General features: G+C 56.2%; 20 protein-coding genes and 1 pseudogene. 9 read left to right on the plus strand and 12 right to left on the minus strand.

Annotated features, from left to right (window positions below; all coding sequences use genetic code 11):
* Window positions 1-79: 79 nt before the first annotated feature.
* Together ABJI08_RS22025 and ABJI08_RS22030 are read left to right on the plus strand one after the other, a co-directional pair.
* Entirely contained in the window at window positions 80-721 is a 642-nt protein-coding gene (locus tag ABJI08_RS22025) for a 50S ribosomal protein L25/general stress protein Ctc (RefSeq protein ID WP_348403999.1), read from the plus strand.
* 276 nt (window positions 722-997) lie between these two features.
* Window positions 998-1,405, plus strand: a complete 408-nt coding sequence (locus tag ABJI08_RS22030) for a GFA family protein (RefSeq protein ID WP_348404000.1) — start codon at window positions 998-1,000, stop codon at window positions 1,403-1,405.
* 96 nt (window positions 1,406-1,501) lie between these two features.
* On the opposite strand, the gene ABJI08_RS22035 is transcribed toward ABJI08_RS22030, so the two are convergent.
* Together ABJI08_RS22035 and ABJI08_RS22040 are read right to left on the minus strand one after the other, a co-directional pair.
* Window positions 1,502-2,014, minus strand: a complete 513-nt coding sequence (locus ABJI08_RS22035) for a class I SAM-dependent methyltransferase (protein WP_348404001.1) — start codon at window positions 2,012-2,014, stop codon at window positions 1,502-1,504.
* A gap of 103 nt (window positions 2,015-2,117) precedes the next feature.
* A complete protein-coding gene (locus tag ABJI08_RS22040) occupies window positions 2,118-2,804 on the minus strand; it encodes an FkbM family methyltransferase (protein ID WP_348404002.1) in 687 nt (228 codons plus the stop codon).
* Window positions 2,805-2,891: 87 nt separating this feature from the next.
* Here ABJI08_RS22040 and pth point away from each other — a divergent pair, with 87 nt between their 5' ends.
* The 3 genes and pseudogenes from pth (at window position 2,892) to ABJI08_RS22055 (ending at window position 5,845) form a co-directional block, all read left to right on the plus strand.
* The gene (gene pth, locus ABJI08_RS22045) at window positions 2,892-3,578 is read left to right on the plus strand and encodes an aminoacyl-tRNA hydrolase (protein ID WP_348404003.1); all 687 of its coding nucleotides are present in this window, start codon (window positions 2,892-2,894) and stop codon (window positions 3,576-3,578) included.
* Window positions 3,575-4,615: pseudogene (locus ABJI08_RS22050) on the plus strand (DUF2332 family protein). Before pth ends, ABJI08_RS22050 begins: the two are co-directional and overlap by 4 nt.
* 63 nt (window positions 4,616-4,678) lie before the next feature.
* Window positions 4,679-5,845: a serine hydrolase gene (locus ABJI08_RS22055; RefSeq protein WP_348404004.1), complete on the plus strand. Its 1,167-nt coding sequence runs from the start codon at window positions 4,679-4,681 to the stop codon at window positions 5,843-5,845.
* 48 nt (window positions 5,846-5,893) lie between these two features.
* Here the strand turns inward: ABJI08_RS22055 and ABJI08_RS22060 are convergent, their stop codons facing one another.
* Window positions 5,894-6,340: an Lrp/AsnC ligand binding domain-containing protein gene (locus tag ABJI08_RS22060; protein WP_348404005.1), complete on the minus strand. Its 447-nt coding sequence runs from the start codon at window positions 6,338-6,340 to the stop codon at window positions 5,894-5,896.
* A 193-nt stretch (window positions 6,341-6,533) separates the two neighbouring features.
* Between ABJI08_RS22060 and ABJI08_RS22065 the strand changes: the two genes are divergently transcribed.
* Together ABJI08_RS22065 and ABJI08_RS22070 are read left to right on the plus strand one after the other, a co-directional pair.
* Window positions 6,534-6,971: a universal stress protein gene (locus ABJI08_RS22065; protein ID WP_348404006.1), complete on the plus strand. Its 438-nt coding sequence runs from the start codon at window positions 6,534-6,536 to the stop codon at window positions 6,969-6,971.
* A gap of 9 nt (window positions 6,972-6,980) precedes the next feature.
* Window positions 6,981-8,534 carry an alanine/glycine:cation symporter family protein gene (locus tag ABJI08_RS22070; RefSeq protein WP_348404007.1) on the plus strand — a complete coding sequence of 518 codons (1,554 nt, stop codon included), beginning with the start codon at window positions 6,981-6,983 and terminating at the stop codon, window positions 8,532-8,534.
* Between the two features lie 46 nt (window positions 8,535-8,580).
* Here the strand turns inward: ABJI08_RS22070 and ABJI08_RS22075 are convergent, their stop codons facing one another.
* Window positions 8,581-9,948 carry an FAD-dependent oxidoreductase gene (locus ABJI08_RS22075; protein WP_348404008.1) on the minus strand — a complete coding sequence of 456 codons (1,368 nt, stop codon included), beginning with the start codon at window positions 9,946-9,948 and terminating at the stop codon, window positions 8,581-8,583.
* A 117-nt stretch (window positions 9,949-10,065) separates the two neighbouring features.
* On the opposite strand from ABJI08_RS22075, the gene ABJI08_RS22080 reads away from it, so the two are divergent.
* Window positions 10,066-10,437, plus strand: a complete 372-nt coding sequence (locus ABJI08_RS22080) for a DUF2237 domain-containing protein (protein WP_348404009.1) — start codon at window positions 10,066-10,068, stop codon at window positions 10,435-10,437.
* Window positions 10,438-10,515: 78 nt separating this feature from the next.
* Here the strand turns inward: ABJI08_RS22080 and ABJI08_RS22085 are convergent, their stop codons facing one another.
* The 7 genes from ABJI08_RS22085 to ihfB all read right to left on the minus strand — a co-directional run bounded on the left by ABJI08_RS22085 (window position 10,516) and on the right by ihfB (window position 14,731).
* On the minus strand, window positions 10,516-11,025 hold the full coding sequence (locus ABJI08_RS22085; protein WP_348404010.1) for a LuxR C-terminal-related transcriptional regulator: 510 nt from the start codon (window positions 11,023-11,025) through the stop codon (window positions 10,516-10,518).
* Between the two features lie 39 nt (window positions 11,026-11,064).
* Window positions 11,065-11,382: a hypothetical protein gene (locus tag ABJI08_RS22090; RefSeq protein ID WP_348404011.1), complete on the minus strand. Its 318-nt coding sequence runs from the start codon at window positions 11,380-11,382 to the stop codon at window positions 11,065-11,067.
* Between the two features lie 151 nt (window positions 11,383-11,533).
* The gene (locus tag ABJI08_RS22095; protein ID WP_348404012.1) at window positions 11,534-11,860 is read right to left on the minus strand and encodes a hypothetical protein; all 327 of its coding nucleotides are present in this window, start codon (window positions 11,858-11,860) and stop codon (window positions 11,534-11,536) included.
* A 203-nt stretch (window positions 11,861-12,063) separates the two neighbouring features.
* A complete protein-coding gene (trpB, locus tag ABJI08_RS22100) occupies window positions 12,064-13,317 on the minus strand; it encodes a tryptophan synthase subunit beta (RefSeq protein ID WP_348404013.1) in 1,254 nt (417 codons plus the stop codon).
* Window positions 13,318-13,389: 72 nt separating this feature from the next.
* Window positions 13,390-14,055: a phosphoribosylanthranilate isomerase gene (locus ABJI08_RS22105; protein WP_348404014.1), complete on the minus strand. Its 666-nt coding sequence runs from the start codon at window positions 14,053-14,055 to the stop codon at window positions 13,390-13,392.
* A 40-nt stretch (window positions 14,056-14,095) separates the two neighbouring features.
* Window positions 14,096-14,446: a LapA family protein gene (locus ABJI08_RS22110; protein ID WP_348404015.1), complete on the minus strand. Its 351-nt coding sequence runs from the start codon at window positions 14,444-14,446 to the stop codon at window positions 14,096-14,098.
* Between the two features lie 3 nt (window positions 14,447-14,449).
* On the minus strand, window positions 14,450-14,731 hold the full coding sequence (gene ihfB / locus ABJI08_RS22115; RefSeq protein ID WP_348404016.1) for an integration host factor subunit beta: 282 nt from the start codon (window positions 14,729-14,731) through the stop codon (window positions 14,450-14,452).
* Window positions 14,732-15,053: 322 nt separating this feature from the next.
* Here ihfB and ABJI08_RS22120 point away from each other — a divergent pair, with 322 nt between their 5' ends.
* On the plus strand, window positions 15,054-16,103 hold the full coding sequence (locus ABJI08_RS22120) for a glutathione S-transferase C-terminal domain-containing protein (protein WP_348404017.1): 1,050 nt from the start codon (window positions 15,054-15,056) through the stop codon (window positions 16,101-16,103).
* Window positions 16,104-16,357: 254 nt separating this feature from the next.
* Here ABJI08_RS22120 and ABJI08_RS22125 read toward each other — a convergent pair whose 3' ends face one another.
* On the minus strand, window positions 16,358-16,495 hold the full coding sequence (locus tag ABJI08_RS22125; RefSeq protein ID WP_348400193.1) for a carbohydrate porin: 138 nt from the start codon (window positions 16,493-16,495) through the stop codon (window positions 16,358-16,360).
* Window positions 16,496-16,502: the final 7 nt, after the last annotated feature.

Genomic DNA, 16,502 nt, shown 5'->3' on the forward strand with positions numbered 1-16,502 from the left:
TGATTCCACGCTAAGGACGCGGCTTCACGCGGGGCTACAGCCTTGGAGGAGCCCCGCCCTATCTATTGGAGTATTTATCATGGCTGGTCAGATTCCTGATCTTATTGCCGAAGCACGCACGGGGACAGGCAAGGGCGCCGCTCGTCAGGCGCGTCGCGAAGGTTACGTTCCCGGTGTCGTTTATGGTGGCGAAGTTGATCCACAAGCGATCAAAATCCCTTTCAATGTTCTGTTCAAGAAACTGAAAGACGGCCGCTTTCTGTCGACCCTCTGGAACCTCAAAGTTGAAGGTTCAGAAGACGTTCGCGTGATCTGCCGCGGTGTTCAGCGCGACGTGGTCAAAGACCTTCCGACCCATATCGACCTGCTGCGCCTGCGCCGTACGTCGAAAATCGACCTCTTCATCCACGTTGACTTCATCAACGAAGAAGAAGCTCCCGGCATCAAAAAAGGCGGCGTTCTGACAGTTGTACGTCCCGAAGTTGAGCTGAACGTGACTGCAGGCGAAATCCCTGAAAGCATCACTGTTGATCTGGCTGGCATGGAAGTGGGCGACATCGTTCACATTTCCGACGTCACCCTGCCCGATGGCGCCAAGCCATCCATCGAACGTGACTTTGTGATTGCCAACATCTCTGCTCCATCAGGTCTGCGTTCTTCCGAGAACGAAGATGATGGCGGCGAAGCCGAAGTTGCAGTCGAAGAAACTGCAGAAGAATAAGACCACGCCGAACATTCGGATGGTTGGTAAACGGCGCTCTTCGGGGCGCCGTTTTTCGTTTCCACGTCCAGCTCAACTTGTGGGCAGAACCGGATAGTTTGCTGGGGATAACGCCGGAAACAGCGTTGCGCGAAAGCACTGACAAGGCCGCTAAACCAGTCAAAAGAGCAACCTGACGTAAGATCACAATTGTTCAAACCTCAGTTCAACTCTTGATGATCACCTCAAAGTCCCTAGTGTCGTGACAGCAATACCGCGAACAGCAAAGGGAACCCAATGACAAAACTTACCGGCAACTGCCTCTGTGGCGAAGTCTCATTTGAAGCCGATGGCGATGTTCCAGTCATGGCCAATTGCCACTGCACCGCTTGCCGCCAATCCACGGGCAGCGCCTATGCGACGCTGATGTTTATGAAACAGGACGACGTAAATATCTCCGGCACGCCTAAAACCTTCCAACACGGCTCGGACGCCGGCACCACAATGACCAAACACTTCTGTGGCACTTGCGGCACGCCGTTGTTTACCCAGAACTCTGCCCGCGAAGGCATGCTCGGCCTACGCGCCGGAGTTATAAACGAACACGAAGAATATGCCCCCAAAGTGAATGTTTATACGTCGAGCAAAATGAAAGCGACCGTGCTCGAAGACGGGCTCCCAGCTTTCGAAAAGATGCCGGGTTAAACATAACGAACCTCCAGAGTCATCTGTAGCTCTGGAGGGTTTGCAACTTCAGGCCCCGCTGGATTTTCGCGTGGCCTTGAACCGATATCCCGACACTTAGCTGCGCTGAACAAACAGATATCCGCGATTTTTGTGGGTGGTCTGCCATTGGGCACTGTCACGGGAAATGACCTTCTCGAAGGCTTCGATATTGGATACTTCGTCAGCGATCAAAAGCCAGCCTCGCGGGCAAACGTGACCCAACATAGTTTTCAGGACTGCAAGCCGCACGGGTTCGCTCAGCATATGCAATGTTCGATCAATTAAAACGACATCGAAATCACCTTCGGGCACGAAATTCGAAACGTCTGCGACGACGCCTTCGATTGTCAAACCCTCTCGCTTTGCGACGGCCAAAAGGTCTCGGATACCATTTGGCGAAATATCGACGCCAACCACCTCGTGGCCCAATCTGGCAATGAACAAAGCGTCGCGACCCTGACCGCATCCAACATCCAGAACGCGCGCTTTGCCGTGCGGGAATCTGTCAAAGAACTCGACCAATATGGGCGTTGGATCACCCAGCGCATTGGATGTTTCTCCGTAGAGTTTGTTGTAGTCAAATGTCATATAGACAGCGCCCTTTGACACTTGTGAAAATCGCCAGGTCAATAAGCCTGCGAATGACGTCCCCCCTCATGCCGCAATTTGTTTCCATAGCTCCAGACCACCCTTAGCCTCGCCCCTTGGCCACCCGCATGAACCCCAATGTGCGCCCGCTGGACATCACCGGATCATAGGTCAGACCCGACTTTGACATACAGTCCACAATCTTGCGGATCACCTTTTGCGGATAGCGGCTTGGGTGAATTTCCATCACCACATGTTTCACACAGCGTGGCCATGGACGGTCGAACAGATATTGCTCGGCCCCTTCAATATCCATCATCACAAACTTGGGCTCATAAATCGCCAGCAAATGCGTCAGCGGCAGCGCAGGCACTTCGACCATATCATCATGGCTCTTGCCTTCCTCGACAATCGAGCCGCCCCAAAACAGCGACCCGGCGCGAAACCTCACCGTTTCGCTCTCGTGATCATCCCCAACCACAGCCCCATGCAGCAATGTGACCTCGTCAAACCCATTGCGGTTTAAATTAGCGCGCACCGGGTCCAGCATCCTGGGGTTGGCCTCAACGCTGATCACGTTTTCGGCCCCCGCCACAGACGCGCAAATCGAACTGACAAAGCCAAGCCCCGCGCCAAGCTCCAGCACCGTCCAGCCCTTGCGCACACGTTTCAGCGCCGCTTCGGATTCCTTGTTCTCATATTCCCCGGATGCAATCTTGCCCTCAATCGCCGTCCCGATCAGCCAGTCCGGCAAACCGATATCTATGCCCTTATGTAAATAAACCGCCACGCCTGCTCCTTCTCGCCCTGCCCTTGATTGATTCCTAAGCCGCCGATACCTATACCGCAACCATCACCAACCATTTGGGAACGCGCCATGAAACTCTTTGTCGGATTGGGGAACCCGGGCGCCAAATATGCGCAGAACCGGCACAATATCGGATTTATGGCGCTGGACCGGATTGCCGACGACCACGGATTTTCGCCGTGGAAGGGCAAATTTCAGGCGGCACTCAGCGAAGGCCGCCTTGGCAGCGAAAAGGTGATCCTGCTCAAGCCCGAGACATTTATGAACCTCTCCGGTCAGTCCGTTGGCGAAGCGATGCGGTTCTTCAAACTCGACTCCACAGACATAACCGTTTTTCACGATGAACTGGATCTTGTCCCGGGCAAATGCCGGGTGAAACACGGCGGCGGGCATGCAGGCCACAATGGATTGCGCTCCATCCATCAACATATCGGCCCGCAATACGACCGGGTGCGGCTGGGCATCGGGCATCCGGGCAACAAGAATGCAGTGTCTGGCTATGTACTGCGCGATTTCCCCAAGGCAGATGCCAATTGGCTGGATGATCTTTTGCGTGGCATTTCAGATGGTGTGGTGCAACTGGCGCAGGGCGACACCGGAAAATTCATGAACGCGGTGGCCTTGCGCGTGGCCCCGCCACGTTCGTCCAAATCACCCGCCCCCAAGGCACAGACCCCGCCGCCGGCAAACGATGCGCAACCCGCCGCGCCGGACGACCGCTCAAAACTGCAACAGCTGATGGACAAGTTTAAGTGACCTCTGCCCTGAACGCCGCGCTCCTTTATCAGGCCAGGGCCTGCGAAGGGCTCGACAGCCCGTTCATGGGCCGCTTGTTGCGTATGCTCGCCGCGCACTGGCCCACTGATACGGCACTGGCCGCCAAATGCGCCGCGTGGCAGGGAGACATCGGCCCCCTCGCCGCGTCCCTTCCCCTGCGCATTGCGGGCGGGCTGCATGCGCTTGTGCTTCAAAACATCGACCCGGACCTGACTGCTGCCTATCCGCCCAATGACGCGACTGATTCCCAATTGTGGGCCGCGCTCGACCACGCACTGCACAGTCAGGACGCCTTTCTGTGCAACTGGATCGAACACGCGCCCCAAACCAACGAAGTGCGCCGCGCCGCCGTGCTGATTGCCGCCACGCAATTGCTCGCGGATCGCTTTGACATGCCCACACGCCTGACCGAGCTTGGCCCCTCCGCCGGTCTTAACCTGATGTTTGATCGCTTTAGTCTTGAGCTGAACGGAACATCCTTTGGCGCGCCAGGCGACGTGCACCTGACCCCGGACTGGACAGGCCCGCTGCCGCCACAAGCCGACCTGAACATTGCCGATCGCCGGGGTGTCGATCTGAACCCGCTGGATGCACATGATCCTGACGATCAGCTGCGCTTGCTCGCCTATCTCTGGCCGGATCAGTCCGAACGCCTATCGCGCACCCGCACCGCCATCTCGCTTCAGGACGCAAAACTGGACAAGGGCGACGCGATCCAATGGTTGGAAAGCCACCTTTCCGCCGTCCCGGGCACGATGCACCTGATCTACCACACAATCGCGTAGCAGTATTTCCCACCTCAGGCACAGGAACGCGGCAAAACGCTGATTGAATCGGCCGGTCAGGCCGCCACCCCGGAGGCCCCGCTGGCCTGGCTGGCCTTTGAAGCGGACGACCAAACACCCGGCGCCGCAATCCGTCTGCGCCTGTGGCCCGGCGATCACGACCTGTTTCTGGGCCGCGCTGATTTTCATGGCCGCTGGGTCGACTGGCACGGCCCTGCGCGTCTGCCCTGACGTCACTCTTGCCTGACACCCTCACATCCTGCTCAACTCTTGCCTGACAAGGGGAGAACACCAATGCGCACTTTCGGAAAATGGCTGGGCCGCATCCTGTTGATGCTTATACTGGCAATTGCCGTTGTCTATGTCTGGAAGCGCGATCAGGTCAATCGCCTCTATTCGGTGGTAACACTGTATGATGCCAACAAGATCGTCGGCAATTTCTCGGGCATGAACCTTGCCTTTCCCAACACGGAAATCGACCGAGGTACAGGACCGGTCCATGCGTTGGCCCAGGGGCCCAGCGCCACCATGCCTGACGCTTTTGACACATGGGTAACAGACCGTACCGTCACCTCTCTGGTTGTGCTCAAAGACGGCGCGTTGGTGCATGAGAGCTATTATCAGGGCACCACAGATACCGACCGCCGCATGTCTTTCTCAGTTGCCAAATCATTCCTGTCCGCCCTCTTTGGCGTGGTGGTCAGCGACGGTCAAATCACCTCACTGGATGATCCTGTCACAAAATATGCCGCCTCCCTCAAAGGCAGTGCGTATGACGGTGCCTCCATCAAAAACGTGCTCCAGATGTCCTCTGGCGTGCTGTTTGACGAAGATTATCTGGCCTTTAGTTCTGACATCAACCGCATGAGCCGCGTGCTGGCTCTGGGTGGATCAATGGATGGCTTCACCGAAGATTTGCGCGCAACATTCACCACGCCGGGCGCGCAATGGAAATACGTATCCATCGACACCCATGTGCTCAGCATGGTGATCCGCGGTGCCACCGGGCGCGACATTGCCGCTTTGATGTCGGAAAAGATCATCGCGCCACTGGGGCTGGAACAGGCGCCCTATTACATTACGGATGGGGACGGCGTGGCCTTTGTGCTGGGCGGTCTTAACCTGCGCACCCGCGACTATGCCCGGTTTGGGCAGATGTTCCTGCAAAACGGCATGTTGGATGGCCACCAGATTGTACCCGCTGACTGGGTCACTGCCAGCACTCAGGCCAGCGCCAAAACAGCGCCCGGCAAAATCGGCTATGGCTATCAATGGTGGATACCTGTCGACGCGACAGCAGGCGAATTTCTGGGGCGCGGCATCTATGGGCAATACATCTATGTCAATCAACCGCTGGGCATTGTCATCGCCAGCACCGCCGCCGACCGCCTGTTTCGCGAATCCGGTGTTCACAGCGCAAACATCGCCATGTTCCGGGCCATCGCCGCGTCTGCGCAATAAACCAGACTGGAACGGATCGCGCCGCGCAGACGGCTAGCGTGCGCAGGCCTATTTCACCACTTCCATGACAGCAAAAGAATTTGTTTGCATGATACCCGGCATCTTGTTGATTTTTTCGCCCAGCACCTGTCGAAAATGCGAAATGTCCCGGGTGCGGACTGTCATGACATAATCAAACGACCCCGCCAGCATCAGGCAGCTCTCGACTTCGGGCACTGAAACAATCGCCGCGTTGAATGCGTCCAGCGAGTTTTCACCCGCCGTTGCCGCCAGCGAAACCTGCACCGCCATCAGGTGCCCCATACCCAATTTCGCCTTGTCCAGAACCGCGTGATACCCGGTGATATACCCGGTTCTTTCTAATCGTTTCACTCGTTCTGAACAGGGCGTGTTTGTCAAATTCACGCGCGTCGCAAGCTCTACAATCGAAAGCCGTCCATCGGCTTCAAGCTCTTCCAGAATTCGTTGGTCGATTCTATCCAAATCTCTGCTCACTAGGTATTTTTCCTTTCAAAGCGCTACAGTATGACAAAAATTCCTGAATTAACCCCAAGAAAATGCCCATTGTCTAGAGATAATCACCAATACTGTTCGCCAGGGCAAGCTAGAAACGTGCTATTGTTTCCAGCAGCTCCACTAAGAGGGCAAACGCTCTGATAACTGAGTAAACACTGACACGGAGGACAGAATGACGGTCAAAATTGTCATTGGACTTGACGGGACAGACACAGGTGAACGCGCACTCAACTTCGCAAAAGATCTGGCATCCAAAATGGATTCCTGCGAATTGCTCGCCATCTATGTCATCGAATGGTCCCCATTCACATTTCAAACCGCTGAAGAAAACGCGCAACGTCACAAACGCCGGGATGAAGAAATCGAACTCGCAACGGCGCGCATTGTCGAACCAGCCGTCAGCGCGCTTAAAGAAGCGGGTTTCAACGCAACCGGACTGGTCCGCCATGGCGACGTGGCCGAAACTCTGAACAAACTGACCGTTGAAAACGGCGGCTCTCAGATCATCGTTGGGCGCGCATCGGCTGATGGCTTTACCAAACGTCTTTTTGGCAGCTCGACCCAAAACCTTGTGATGCACGCAGACGTGCCCGTCACTGTGGTCGGATAGGAGCAGATCATGAACAATAAAACGCGTTTCTGGCTGACCTCCGCAATGGCAGCCATGGCCACAAGTCCGCTCGCCGCTCAAGAAGCGATGGGCATCGACGAAAAAGTCAATCAGGCGTTCGCAAGCGCCACAGGCCCATTTGTAAGCCTGATCTTTGCACCCTTTCCCGGCACCAGTTTCCCGTGGATTGTGATGTGGCTGGTTGTCGCCGCCACGATTTTCACTCTGTATTTCGGGTTTGTTCAGTTCCGGTTTTTCAAACACGCGATCCAGCTGGTCAAAGGCGACTATTCTGACCCGAATGACGCCGGAGAAGTCAGCCACTTTCAGGCCCTCGCCACAGCCCTTTCGGGCACGGTTGGCCTTGGGAACATCGCTGGTGTGGCCGTTGCGGTTGGCATCGGCGGGCCCGGTGCCACGTTCTGGATGATCCTTGCAGGTCTGCTGGGAATGGCATCCAAGTTTACCGAATGTACGCTGGGTGTGAAGTATCGCAATGAATACAGCGACGGCACCGTTTCGGGCGGTCCAATGTATTACATCTCCAAAGGGTTCAACGAGCTGGGTCTTCCCGGCGGTAAAATCCTTGCGGTGGTGTTTTCGATCTTCTGTATTCTTGGCGCGCTTGGCGGCGGCAACATGTTCCAGGCCAATCAGGCACACGCTCAGATTTCCAGCATTGTCGGGGACTATCCGGGCTGGATCACAGGCATCGTGTTTGCGGCTGTTGTCTTTGCCGTGATTGTCGGCGGGATCAAATCCATCGCCAACGTCACCGAAAAAGTCGTGCCATTCATGGGCATTCTCTATGTTGGTGCCGCGCTGATCATCCTGATCGTCAATTACAACATGATCGGCTGGGCCTTTGGTCAGATCTTTGCGGGCGCGTTCACCGGTCTTGGTGTTGCAGGCGGCATGGTAGGAGCGCTGATCCAGGGCTTCAAACGGGCGGCCTTCTCAAACGAGGCTGGCGTGGGTTCAGCGGCGATTGCGCACTCTGCGGTGAAAACCAAAGAACCAATCACCGAAGGGTTCGTATCTTTGCTGGAACCGCTGATCGATACTGTTGTGATCTGCACAATGACCGCTCTGGTCATCATCATTTCGCAGCAACTGATCGTTGACGAAGCAACCGGCAACTACATGCTCAACGAAGCGGGCAACGCGATTGCAACTGTTGACGGCAACTCGGGTGTTTCACTGACCTCTGCGGCATTTGCCTCAGGCATCAGCTGGTTCCCTTATGTGCTGGCCATCGCGGTTGTTCTGTTTGCCTTCTCGACCATGATTTCATGGAGCTATTACGGCTTGAAGGCATGGACCTATCTGTTTGGCGAAGGCAAGACGTCCGAGCTGACATTCAAGGTCATCTTCTGCGTCTTCATCGTAATTGGTGCTGCCGCCTCGCTTGGACCGGTCATCGACTTCTCTGATGCCGCAATCTTTGCCATGGCTGTTGTGAACATCTTCTGCCTCTACTTCCTGATGAAGCTGGTGAAGAAAGAGCTTGCCTCCTACGCATCGCGTCTGGACTCCGGCGAGATCAAAAAGTTCAACCACTGATAAACACGCCCCGACGCCAAGACTTTGCGTCGGGGCAACTTTTACCTCAGTGCACACGCGCACCCTGTCGTTTCAGCTCTGTCTGAATATCAACCACATCCATCTGATCCAGATCGCGACCCTGTTGTTTGATCGACATGGCTGCCGCAACACCAGCCCCCTGCCCGATCACCGCACAACACGCCATATTTCGCGTCGCGGCATGGGCAATCCGTTCACCCCCGGTGGCGCGTCCTGACACCAACAGGTTCTTCACGCGCTTAGGCAACAGATTGCGATACGGCACCTGAAAATATCGCCCCGTCGTGGGCAGGATCAGTACGCCATACCCATCAATAAACTCTGGGAAAATGCCAATCGTATCCTCGAACCGGCCCTGCGCGCGCACATCGGTTTCGCGCATGTGATAGATGGTATCGACCTTGCGCGTGTCGCGAATACCCAGGCTCATCCCGAAATTCCGCAACCGTGCGTTTTCACAGCCCGGCGTGAACCGGCGCAACGCTTCAATCGCCAGCATCGCCTGACGACGCCCCTCGATCTCGCCTTTGGTCAGGCTGTCAGGATCCGTGCCGTCGATCCCGTCCATATGCACAAGGTTCATATAGGTCAGCTCCCCCGTGTCATGCATCGCGCCCCACGTCCCGGCAATGGTGTTCAGATGCGCCGGGATCACTCCGGCCTTGATCGCCTGCGCAAAAGGCTTGCCCAGAAACGGCGAAAACATCTCGTCTTCCTTGCCGGTGGTCTCGATGTTCCATTCTCCACCTCCGCCCCAATCGGCATAGGTCTGCGGGTCCGCCTTGATCCCTTCCATGAACCGGCCCTTGTCGACCCCGGCCAGATGGAACATCACCGACGCTGCCATCATCGCTTCGGGCGGGGTCATCTGCGTTGGCGCGCCTGCGCGATGCGCCACGTCCGCATCGCCCGTGGCATCGATCACCCGTTTGGCCAGTATCGCCTCGCGCCCAGCCTTGGATTCCGTGATGATGCCGACAATGGCATCCCCCTCCATGATCGGCGCCACAAACTGGCGATGCAGCATGGCGTGAATACCCGCCTGCTCCACCATCCGATCCGCCACCAGCTTGAAACCTTCGCTGTCGATCTCGTAACTCAGCGACTGGCTTTCAGGCACAGCCGCACCCGCAGTCTTTGCGGCATCCTCAAATTCCTTGGGAATGCCCATCGACTCGACGGTGTTCTCGTGGCGGTACCAATGCATGCCTTCCACGCCAACCACCGTGATATTGCCACCAAAGCAACCGAACCGCTCCACCAGCGTCACTTCAACACCGGCCCGTGCGGCGGCCAGCGCGGCTGACAGGCCACCGGGGCCAGCCCCCACAACCAGCACATCGGTTTCATGGATCACATCAATCCGGCGGGCGGGTTCGACAATCTGTTTCATACCTGTGACCGTTCCCGCTTTGCAGCGATCCGTCAATTGTTAACTGAAATGGCGATTTGGCCGTTCCGGGGCAAAATCGATTTGCCCGCAAACGCAGTGACGTGTCATGATGCTTGCATGATCCAAAAAGACGCCTCTCTGAATGTGCTGGGCACCGACCTTGCGCCCTGCTCCAATCACCCGGTGACCGGGTATTTCCGCGACGGGCATTGCAACACCTGCCCCCAAGATCACGGCAGCCACACGGTCTGCGCGGTGATGACGGCTGAGTTTCTGGCCTATTCCAAATATGTCGGCAATGACCTCAGCACACCACGCCCCGAATCCGGGTTTCCGGGTCTGACCCCGGGGGATGCGTGGTGCCTGTGTGCGGCGCGATTCCTGCAAGCCCACGACGAAGGTTGCGCCCCGCGCATCAACCTGTCCGCCACGCACCAACGCGCACTGGACGTGGTGAATTTGAACATCCTTCAGGATCACGCGCTCTAAAGCACTTCGCCGAATACCTGATACATCAAGCATCCCTTAACGCGTTGAAATCTTTGATTTCAGGCAGCATTAAGTGAGTCAGGTTGTTCGTGAAGTGCTCCAGACGGTGTCCTCAGCCAACAAATCTTCCAGAAAAAGGCTCATCAACTGCGCCCGCCCGGTGACACCGGCCTTGCGGTAAATCGCGTTACATTGCGCTTTGACCGTGCCGTCTGACGTATTGCGCAAATCCGCAATCTCCTGCACCGACAGACCTTTGATGGAAAACAACGCGACATCCCGCTCGGCCGGGGTCAGCGCCCACCCATCAAATGTCGCCCCAAGATGATCACGAAACGCGGTCTGCACCTGCTGCAGGCTTTTCTCGGCTCGCGCCTTTTCCGCCAAAGTCCGCCTCAGCGTCACACCGCCCAGCACAACCCCAAGCACCAGGCCCAATGCCGCGCCAATCTCCAATAATTCACGGGTTTGCCAGGGGATCGGCGCACTGCGCGCACCCAAAATCGTCAACACGATCTCCGCCACGAAAAACAGCGCGCAAACCGCCTGAAAGAAAACCAGCGCAATCAGAAAATACGACCGCTTCACAAAATGCCCGCCTTGTGTGCAATGGTCGCTCGGGTCAGATCAGTCATCCTGACCGCCCTTGTCATCGTGTGACTCTCCCAGAATCCCACCATGATCGTCGTCATCATCCTCAACTTCCCAATAATCCCGCAAGATTTCGCCGGACCGGGGATTAAGAATAATCTCGCGTTCCAGCCCGCCGCGATTGGCCTCTATCTGAACACGGCCAAGAAAGGTTCGGGACACTTCAATATCGGTATAGCCTTGCGACGCCAGCTGTCGGGTGATCGCCTCAACCCGCGTCTCGGCGACCGCCGGCGTGACCAGCATCAGCGCCGCAATCGCGCCAAGAGCTGCTGAATAAAGACTTCTCTTCATATACTTGTCCCCGATGTCGCCGACGCCGGAATATCCGGCGCCGGCTGGCAGAAGAAGGTGCCCGGCTTGCCTACCGTTTAACCGAACCGCGAGTGGATGGCAAAACCGACCGGGCGCAAGGGATCACACGGACCCCGTCTTCTTCGGCGTCTCAGTTACCTGTGCTGCTTTCGGATGCGTCAACATCATTGTCCTGATCGTCATCATCATCATCGTCGTCATCTTCGTCGTCATCATCGTCCTCCAGGCTGGTTTCCTGCGACACCATTTCCTCGGTGGCGATGTCATAGACAGTTTCCGTTTCGCTGCCGTCTTTCTCGGCCTCAATGGTCAAAAGCCCGTCTTTGGTTTCAACTTCAATGTCGGAATATCCGTCCGCTTCCAGCTCCTGCACCAGACGTTCTTCAAAAGTCATCGCCTGTGCCGATGCTGCAAAGCCGATCAGAATAGCTGTGGTTGTCAGGTAAATACGTTTCATTGGGTTCTCCTTGGTTGATGCGCCGCCTCATTCGGCGCGGTGTCTTCAACCTGTGCCAACCCGACCACATCCTCTATTAGCCCAAAGTTTAAATCCGGCACTATCGACCAAAGGTTTAAGCGCCTAAACCAAAGTTTAGAGCCCCTAAAAGCAAAAAGGCGCCCCCATGAAGGACGCCTTGAAATTCTTTGTTTGTCAGAGGGCTACTCCGCCGCACGCCCTTCGGTATCGCTCATATCAAACCCAAGGTGGCGGGCGACGGTCTGAACGTCTTTGTCACCACGGCCGCACATGTTCATCACCAGAATGTGGTCCTTGGGCAGATCACCCGCAATCTTCATCACATGCGCCAGTGCATGACAGGGTTCCAACGCCGGAATGATGCCTTCATGTGCGCAGCAATACGTGAACGCACCCAACGCTTCTTTGTCAGTGACAGACACATATTGCGCCCGCCCGGTGTCGTGCAGCCAGCTGTGTTCCGGCCCGATGCCGGGGTAATCCAAACCCGCCGAAATCGAATAGCCTTCCAGAATCTGCCCGTCATCATCCTGCAACAGATAGGTGCGGTTGCCATGCAGCACCCCCGGACGTCCGCCAGTCAGCGAGGCACAATGTTCCATCTTGTCATCAACACCTTTGCCGCCTGCTTCGACGCCAATAATGTTGACCGACTTGTCATCCAGAAACGGATAAAACAGACCCATCGCGTTTGATCCGCCACCAATCGCAGCAATCAGCGTGTCAGGCAAACGCCCTTCACCTTCCTGCTCTTCCAACTGCCAGCGCACTTCCTTGCCGATGATCGACTGAAAATCGCGCACCATCGCAGGATAGGGATGTGGCCCGGCCACCGTGCCAATGCAATAAAACGTATCGCGTACATTTGTGACCCAGTCGCGCAACGCATCGTTCATCGCGTCTTTCAACGTGCCACGCCCCGATGTGACCGGCACAACCTCGGCCCCCAAAAGCCGCATGCGGAACACGTTGGGCGCCTGACGCTGCACATCATGAGCGCCCATATAGATCACGCATTTCAAACCAAACTTGGCACAGACAGTGGCGGTCGCAACGCCATGCTGCCCGGCACCGGTTTCCGCGATGATCCGGCTCTTGCCCATGCGGCGCGCCAGAATAATCTGCCCCAGCACATTGTTGATCTTGTGCGCCCCGGTGTGGTTCAGCTCATCCCGTTTGAGATAAATCTTAGCCCCACCAAGGCTTTCGGTCAGACGTGGCGCAAAATAGAGCGGGCTTGGACGTCCCACATAATTCTTCCACAAGTCATCCATTTCGGCCCAGAAACTGGCGTCATCCTTGGCCTTTTCGTACTGCGCTTCAAGTTCAAGGATCAGCGGCATCAGCGTTTCGGACACAAACCGGCCGCCAAAGTCACCAAAACGGCCCTTATCATCGGGGCCGTTCATAAAAGAGTTGAAAAGGTCGTTAGACATAAGGCCTCTCCGATAGGACAATTTCAAAGTGTTTAGGCGGGATTGCGGCAAGTTGCCATCGCAATTTACGCCTTAACGCAGGTTTGGCACGGCATTTTTCGGGCCACTGGCCGCAGCCACAAAGGCCCGGATCAATCCAATGTCCTTAAGGCCGGGCGCGGTTTCCACGCCGGAACTGACATCCACCTGACGCGCGCCGGTCATCTGCACCGCTTCGGCCACGTTATCATGGGTCAAACCTCCGGCCAGCATCCACGGGCACGGCCAGTATTTGCGGTTCACCAAACGCCAGTCAAACGCCAGCCCGTTTCCGCCGGGCAAAGCCGCGCCCTTGGGCGGTTTCGCATCAATCAACAACTGATCCGCCACTGCGCCATAACGATCGATCTGGCCCACATCAGACGCATCCGCAATGCCGACGGCCTTCATCACTGGCAGGCCAAATCTGGCGCGGACTTCGGCAACCCGCTCGGGGCTTTCGCTGCCATGCAGTTGCAACATATCCAGCGGCACGTCCGCCATCAGCTTGTCCAGAAACGCATCATCCGCATTTACCGTCAGCGCCACTTTGGCCACGCCAACCGGCACCTCAATCGCAAGATCGCGTGCCTGGGTCATACCAACATTACGGGGTGATTTTTCAAAGAAGACAAATCCAACATAAGCCGCGCCAGCCTCGGCTGCCGCAGCCACGTGTTCAGGCTGTTTCAGCCCGCAAATCTTGACGCGAATATCCATGCATTTGCCCTACCCCATGACAGGTCGGATGCAAAGCCTCTCAGCTTGCTTCGTCCAGCAATGTCAGCACTTCATCTTTGTGTTCGTTCTGACGGCCTTTCAGACGGCGCATCTCGCGCTGGGTCTTGTGCAGCTCACGTTCGGCTTTGTTTTTGCCGGACCGATGCTTGTGTTCCCGCATCCATTCCCAAAAGAAGCCAATCAGCAATCCTGCTGCAATCGCTGCAAAAATCACCACAAACATGGGCAAGCGGATTACAAAATTAAACTCAAGCAAATCAGCAATCGCCGGGGACAAAAGGCTCAGCGTGACGAAATCGCGATTGGCCAAAGCCACAGATATCAACACGGCACCCAAAGCACCGAGAAAGGCATAACGAATATAACGCATTACTTATTTTCCGTTCAGTCGGTCTCGTAACAGTTTGCCCGTTTTGAAAAAGGGCACATGCTTTTCTTCTACTTCTACCGACTCTCCGGTGCGCGGATTGCGCCCCACGCGGGAATCCCGCTTCTTCACCGAAAATGCACCGAACCCGCGCAGCTCGACCCGGTCGCCCCGTGACATAGCATCGGTGATCTCTTCAAAGATCGTATTCACGATGCGCTCAACGTCGCGCTGGTAAAGGTGTGGGTTGTCGTCAGCAATTTTCTGTATCAGTTCCGAACGGATCATCGGTTCACATCTCCCTGGGCGTGCAAGTCTCTGGCGCATGCATCGAAGGTGACTATAGGAAGAAACGGCGAAAACGGAAATGGAATCCGGGCATGCGCACCCGATTTCCTGCCGAATCCGGGGTTTTTGGGCGAATTTGGTTCAGCTCTGGCGACAATTCGCCTGTGTCGCACTCAAAACTCGTACCGCCGCGGCGCAGAGAACCCATTGATTCGCAACAGAAAGCTCCAGCCACATTTACGCGCGTCATTTTAAGCTGGCGTTCAATCGGGTGGCACATAATCTGCAATCTCCCCATGCTGCCCACAACAAGGCTCAGGACATGACCGACAAAACCGCCTCTTCAAACACGTCCACAGAAGAATCTCAGACCAACGCGAAACAGCGCCGGGCCAGCGGCGAGTTTGTGCGCGGCATCAGCGGATTTCGCCATTCCATCGGACCAGACCCGGACTTTCCCGCGCAACCTGGTCGCTACCACTTGTTCGTCGCGCTCAACTGCCCGTGGTGCCACCGGGTCACTCTGGCGCGCGCGATTCTGGGCCTGACCGACAGCATCTCCATGGACGTCGCGTTTCCCAACCGCACCTCAGAAACGGAACCCGACGGCGCCAACCGGTGGGAATTCGATCCCACCCGGATCGCCACGCTCACCAATGCCCCGCTGCCGGAATGCACATTGGACACGGCGACCGGGCAACAGATGCGACTGGCGACGCACATATATGCCGCCCAGGGGTCAAACGAAGCGTCGGTGCCCATTCTCTATGACAAGCTCAACCACCGCATCGTCACCAACGAAAGCGCCGACATCATTCGCATGCTCAATGCACAAGCCGTCGCGCTTGGCAGCACGCACCCCCCGGACATGCGCCCTGATCTTTATCCAGAAGGACCAGAGAATGCCGATCTGCGCCGCGAAATCGATACGTTGAACGACCTGATCTATGTCACCATCAACAATGGCGCCTACAAGGCCGGGTTTTCGTCAGATCAACAGGTCTATCAGGCAGCTTTCAACGCGTATTTTGACACGCTCACAACTCTTGAAACACGCCTCAGCGACGGACGCGCCTTTCTGACCGGAGACCACTTTACCGAAGCTGACCTGCGCCTGTTCCCGACCCTCTACCGGCACGACCCGGTGTATTACGTGCGCATGAAACTGAACGGTGCGCGCATTCTGGATCACCCGCATCTGTGGCGCTGGCTGTGCCGCGTCTATGCCCTGCCCGGCGTTGCCAGTTCCGGATCGCTGATCCATTGCCGTCAGGGCTATTTCGGCCGCTCATGGAACGGAACAATCCCACTAGGACCTAACCACCCTATACCCTATCCCGAGGCGTATGATCATCCGGAACTGGCGCGGTAAAATTTAGTCGGAACGGCGGGACAAAGTGAGCTTCACCTGAAACCACAAACGTTGCCTTCAGCTCAGAGCGGACTTTTGGCGTCTTGCCATTCAATTTCAGCGATATGTCACGACAGCGTCTAGTGGCTTCAATCACGTTCATCTGAATGTGAGAATCTTGGGCGGGACAGTGAGAGAGCACGGGGCAGGTTGTGTCTCACGCGGATTTGGGCAGGCTTCATTTATAGAGAGTAGTTAACTTGAACTGCGCTCTTTTAGAATACAATCCGCGCACGCAACCCAAACAATGCGATGCTGCTTTGGCCCGGATTGAGCAGTGGATTGTCAATGTATTGAATGGACGGTGTTATTTGGAGATTTGGAGAAATCGAAAACCGGTAGAACGCCTCAATTGTGTTT

Source organism: Shimia sp. (genome assembly GCF_039969785.1).
Taxonomy (GTDB): Bacteria; Pseudomonadota; Alphaproteobacteria; order Rhodobacterales; family Rhodobacteraceae; genus Shimia.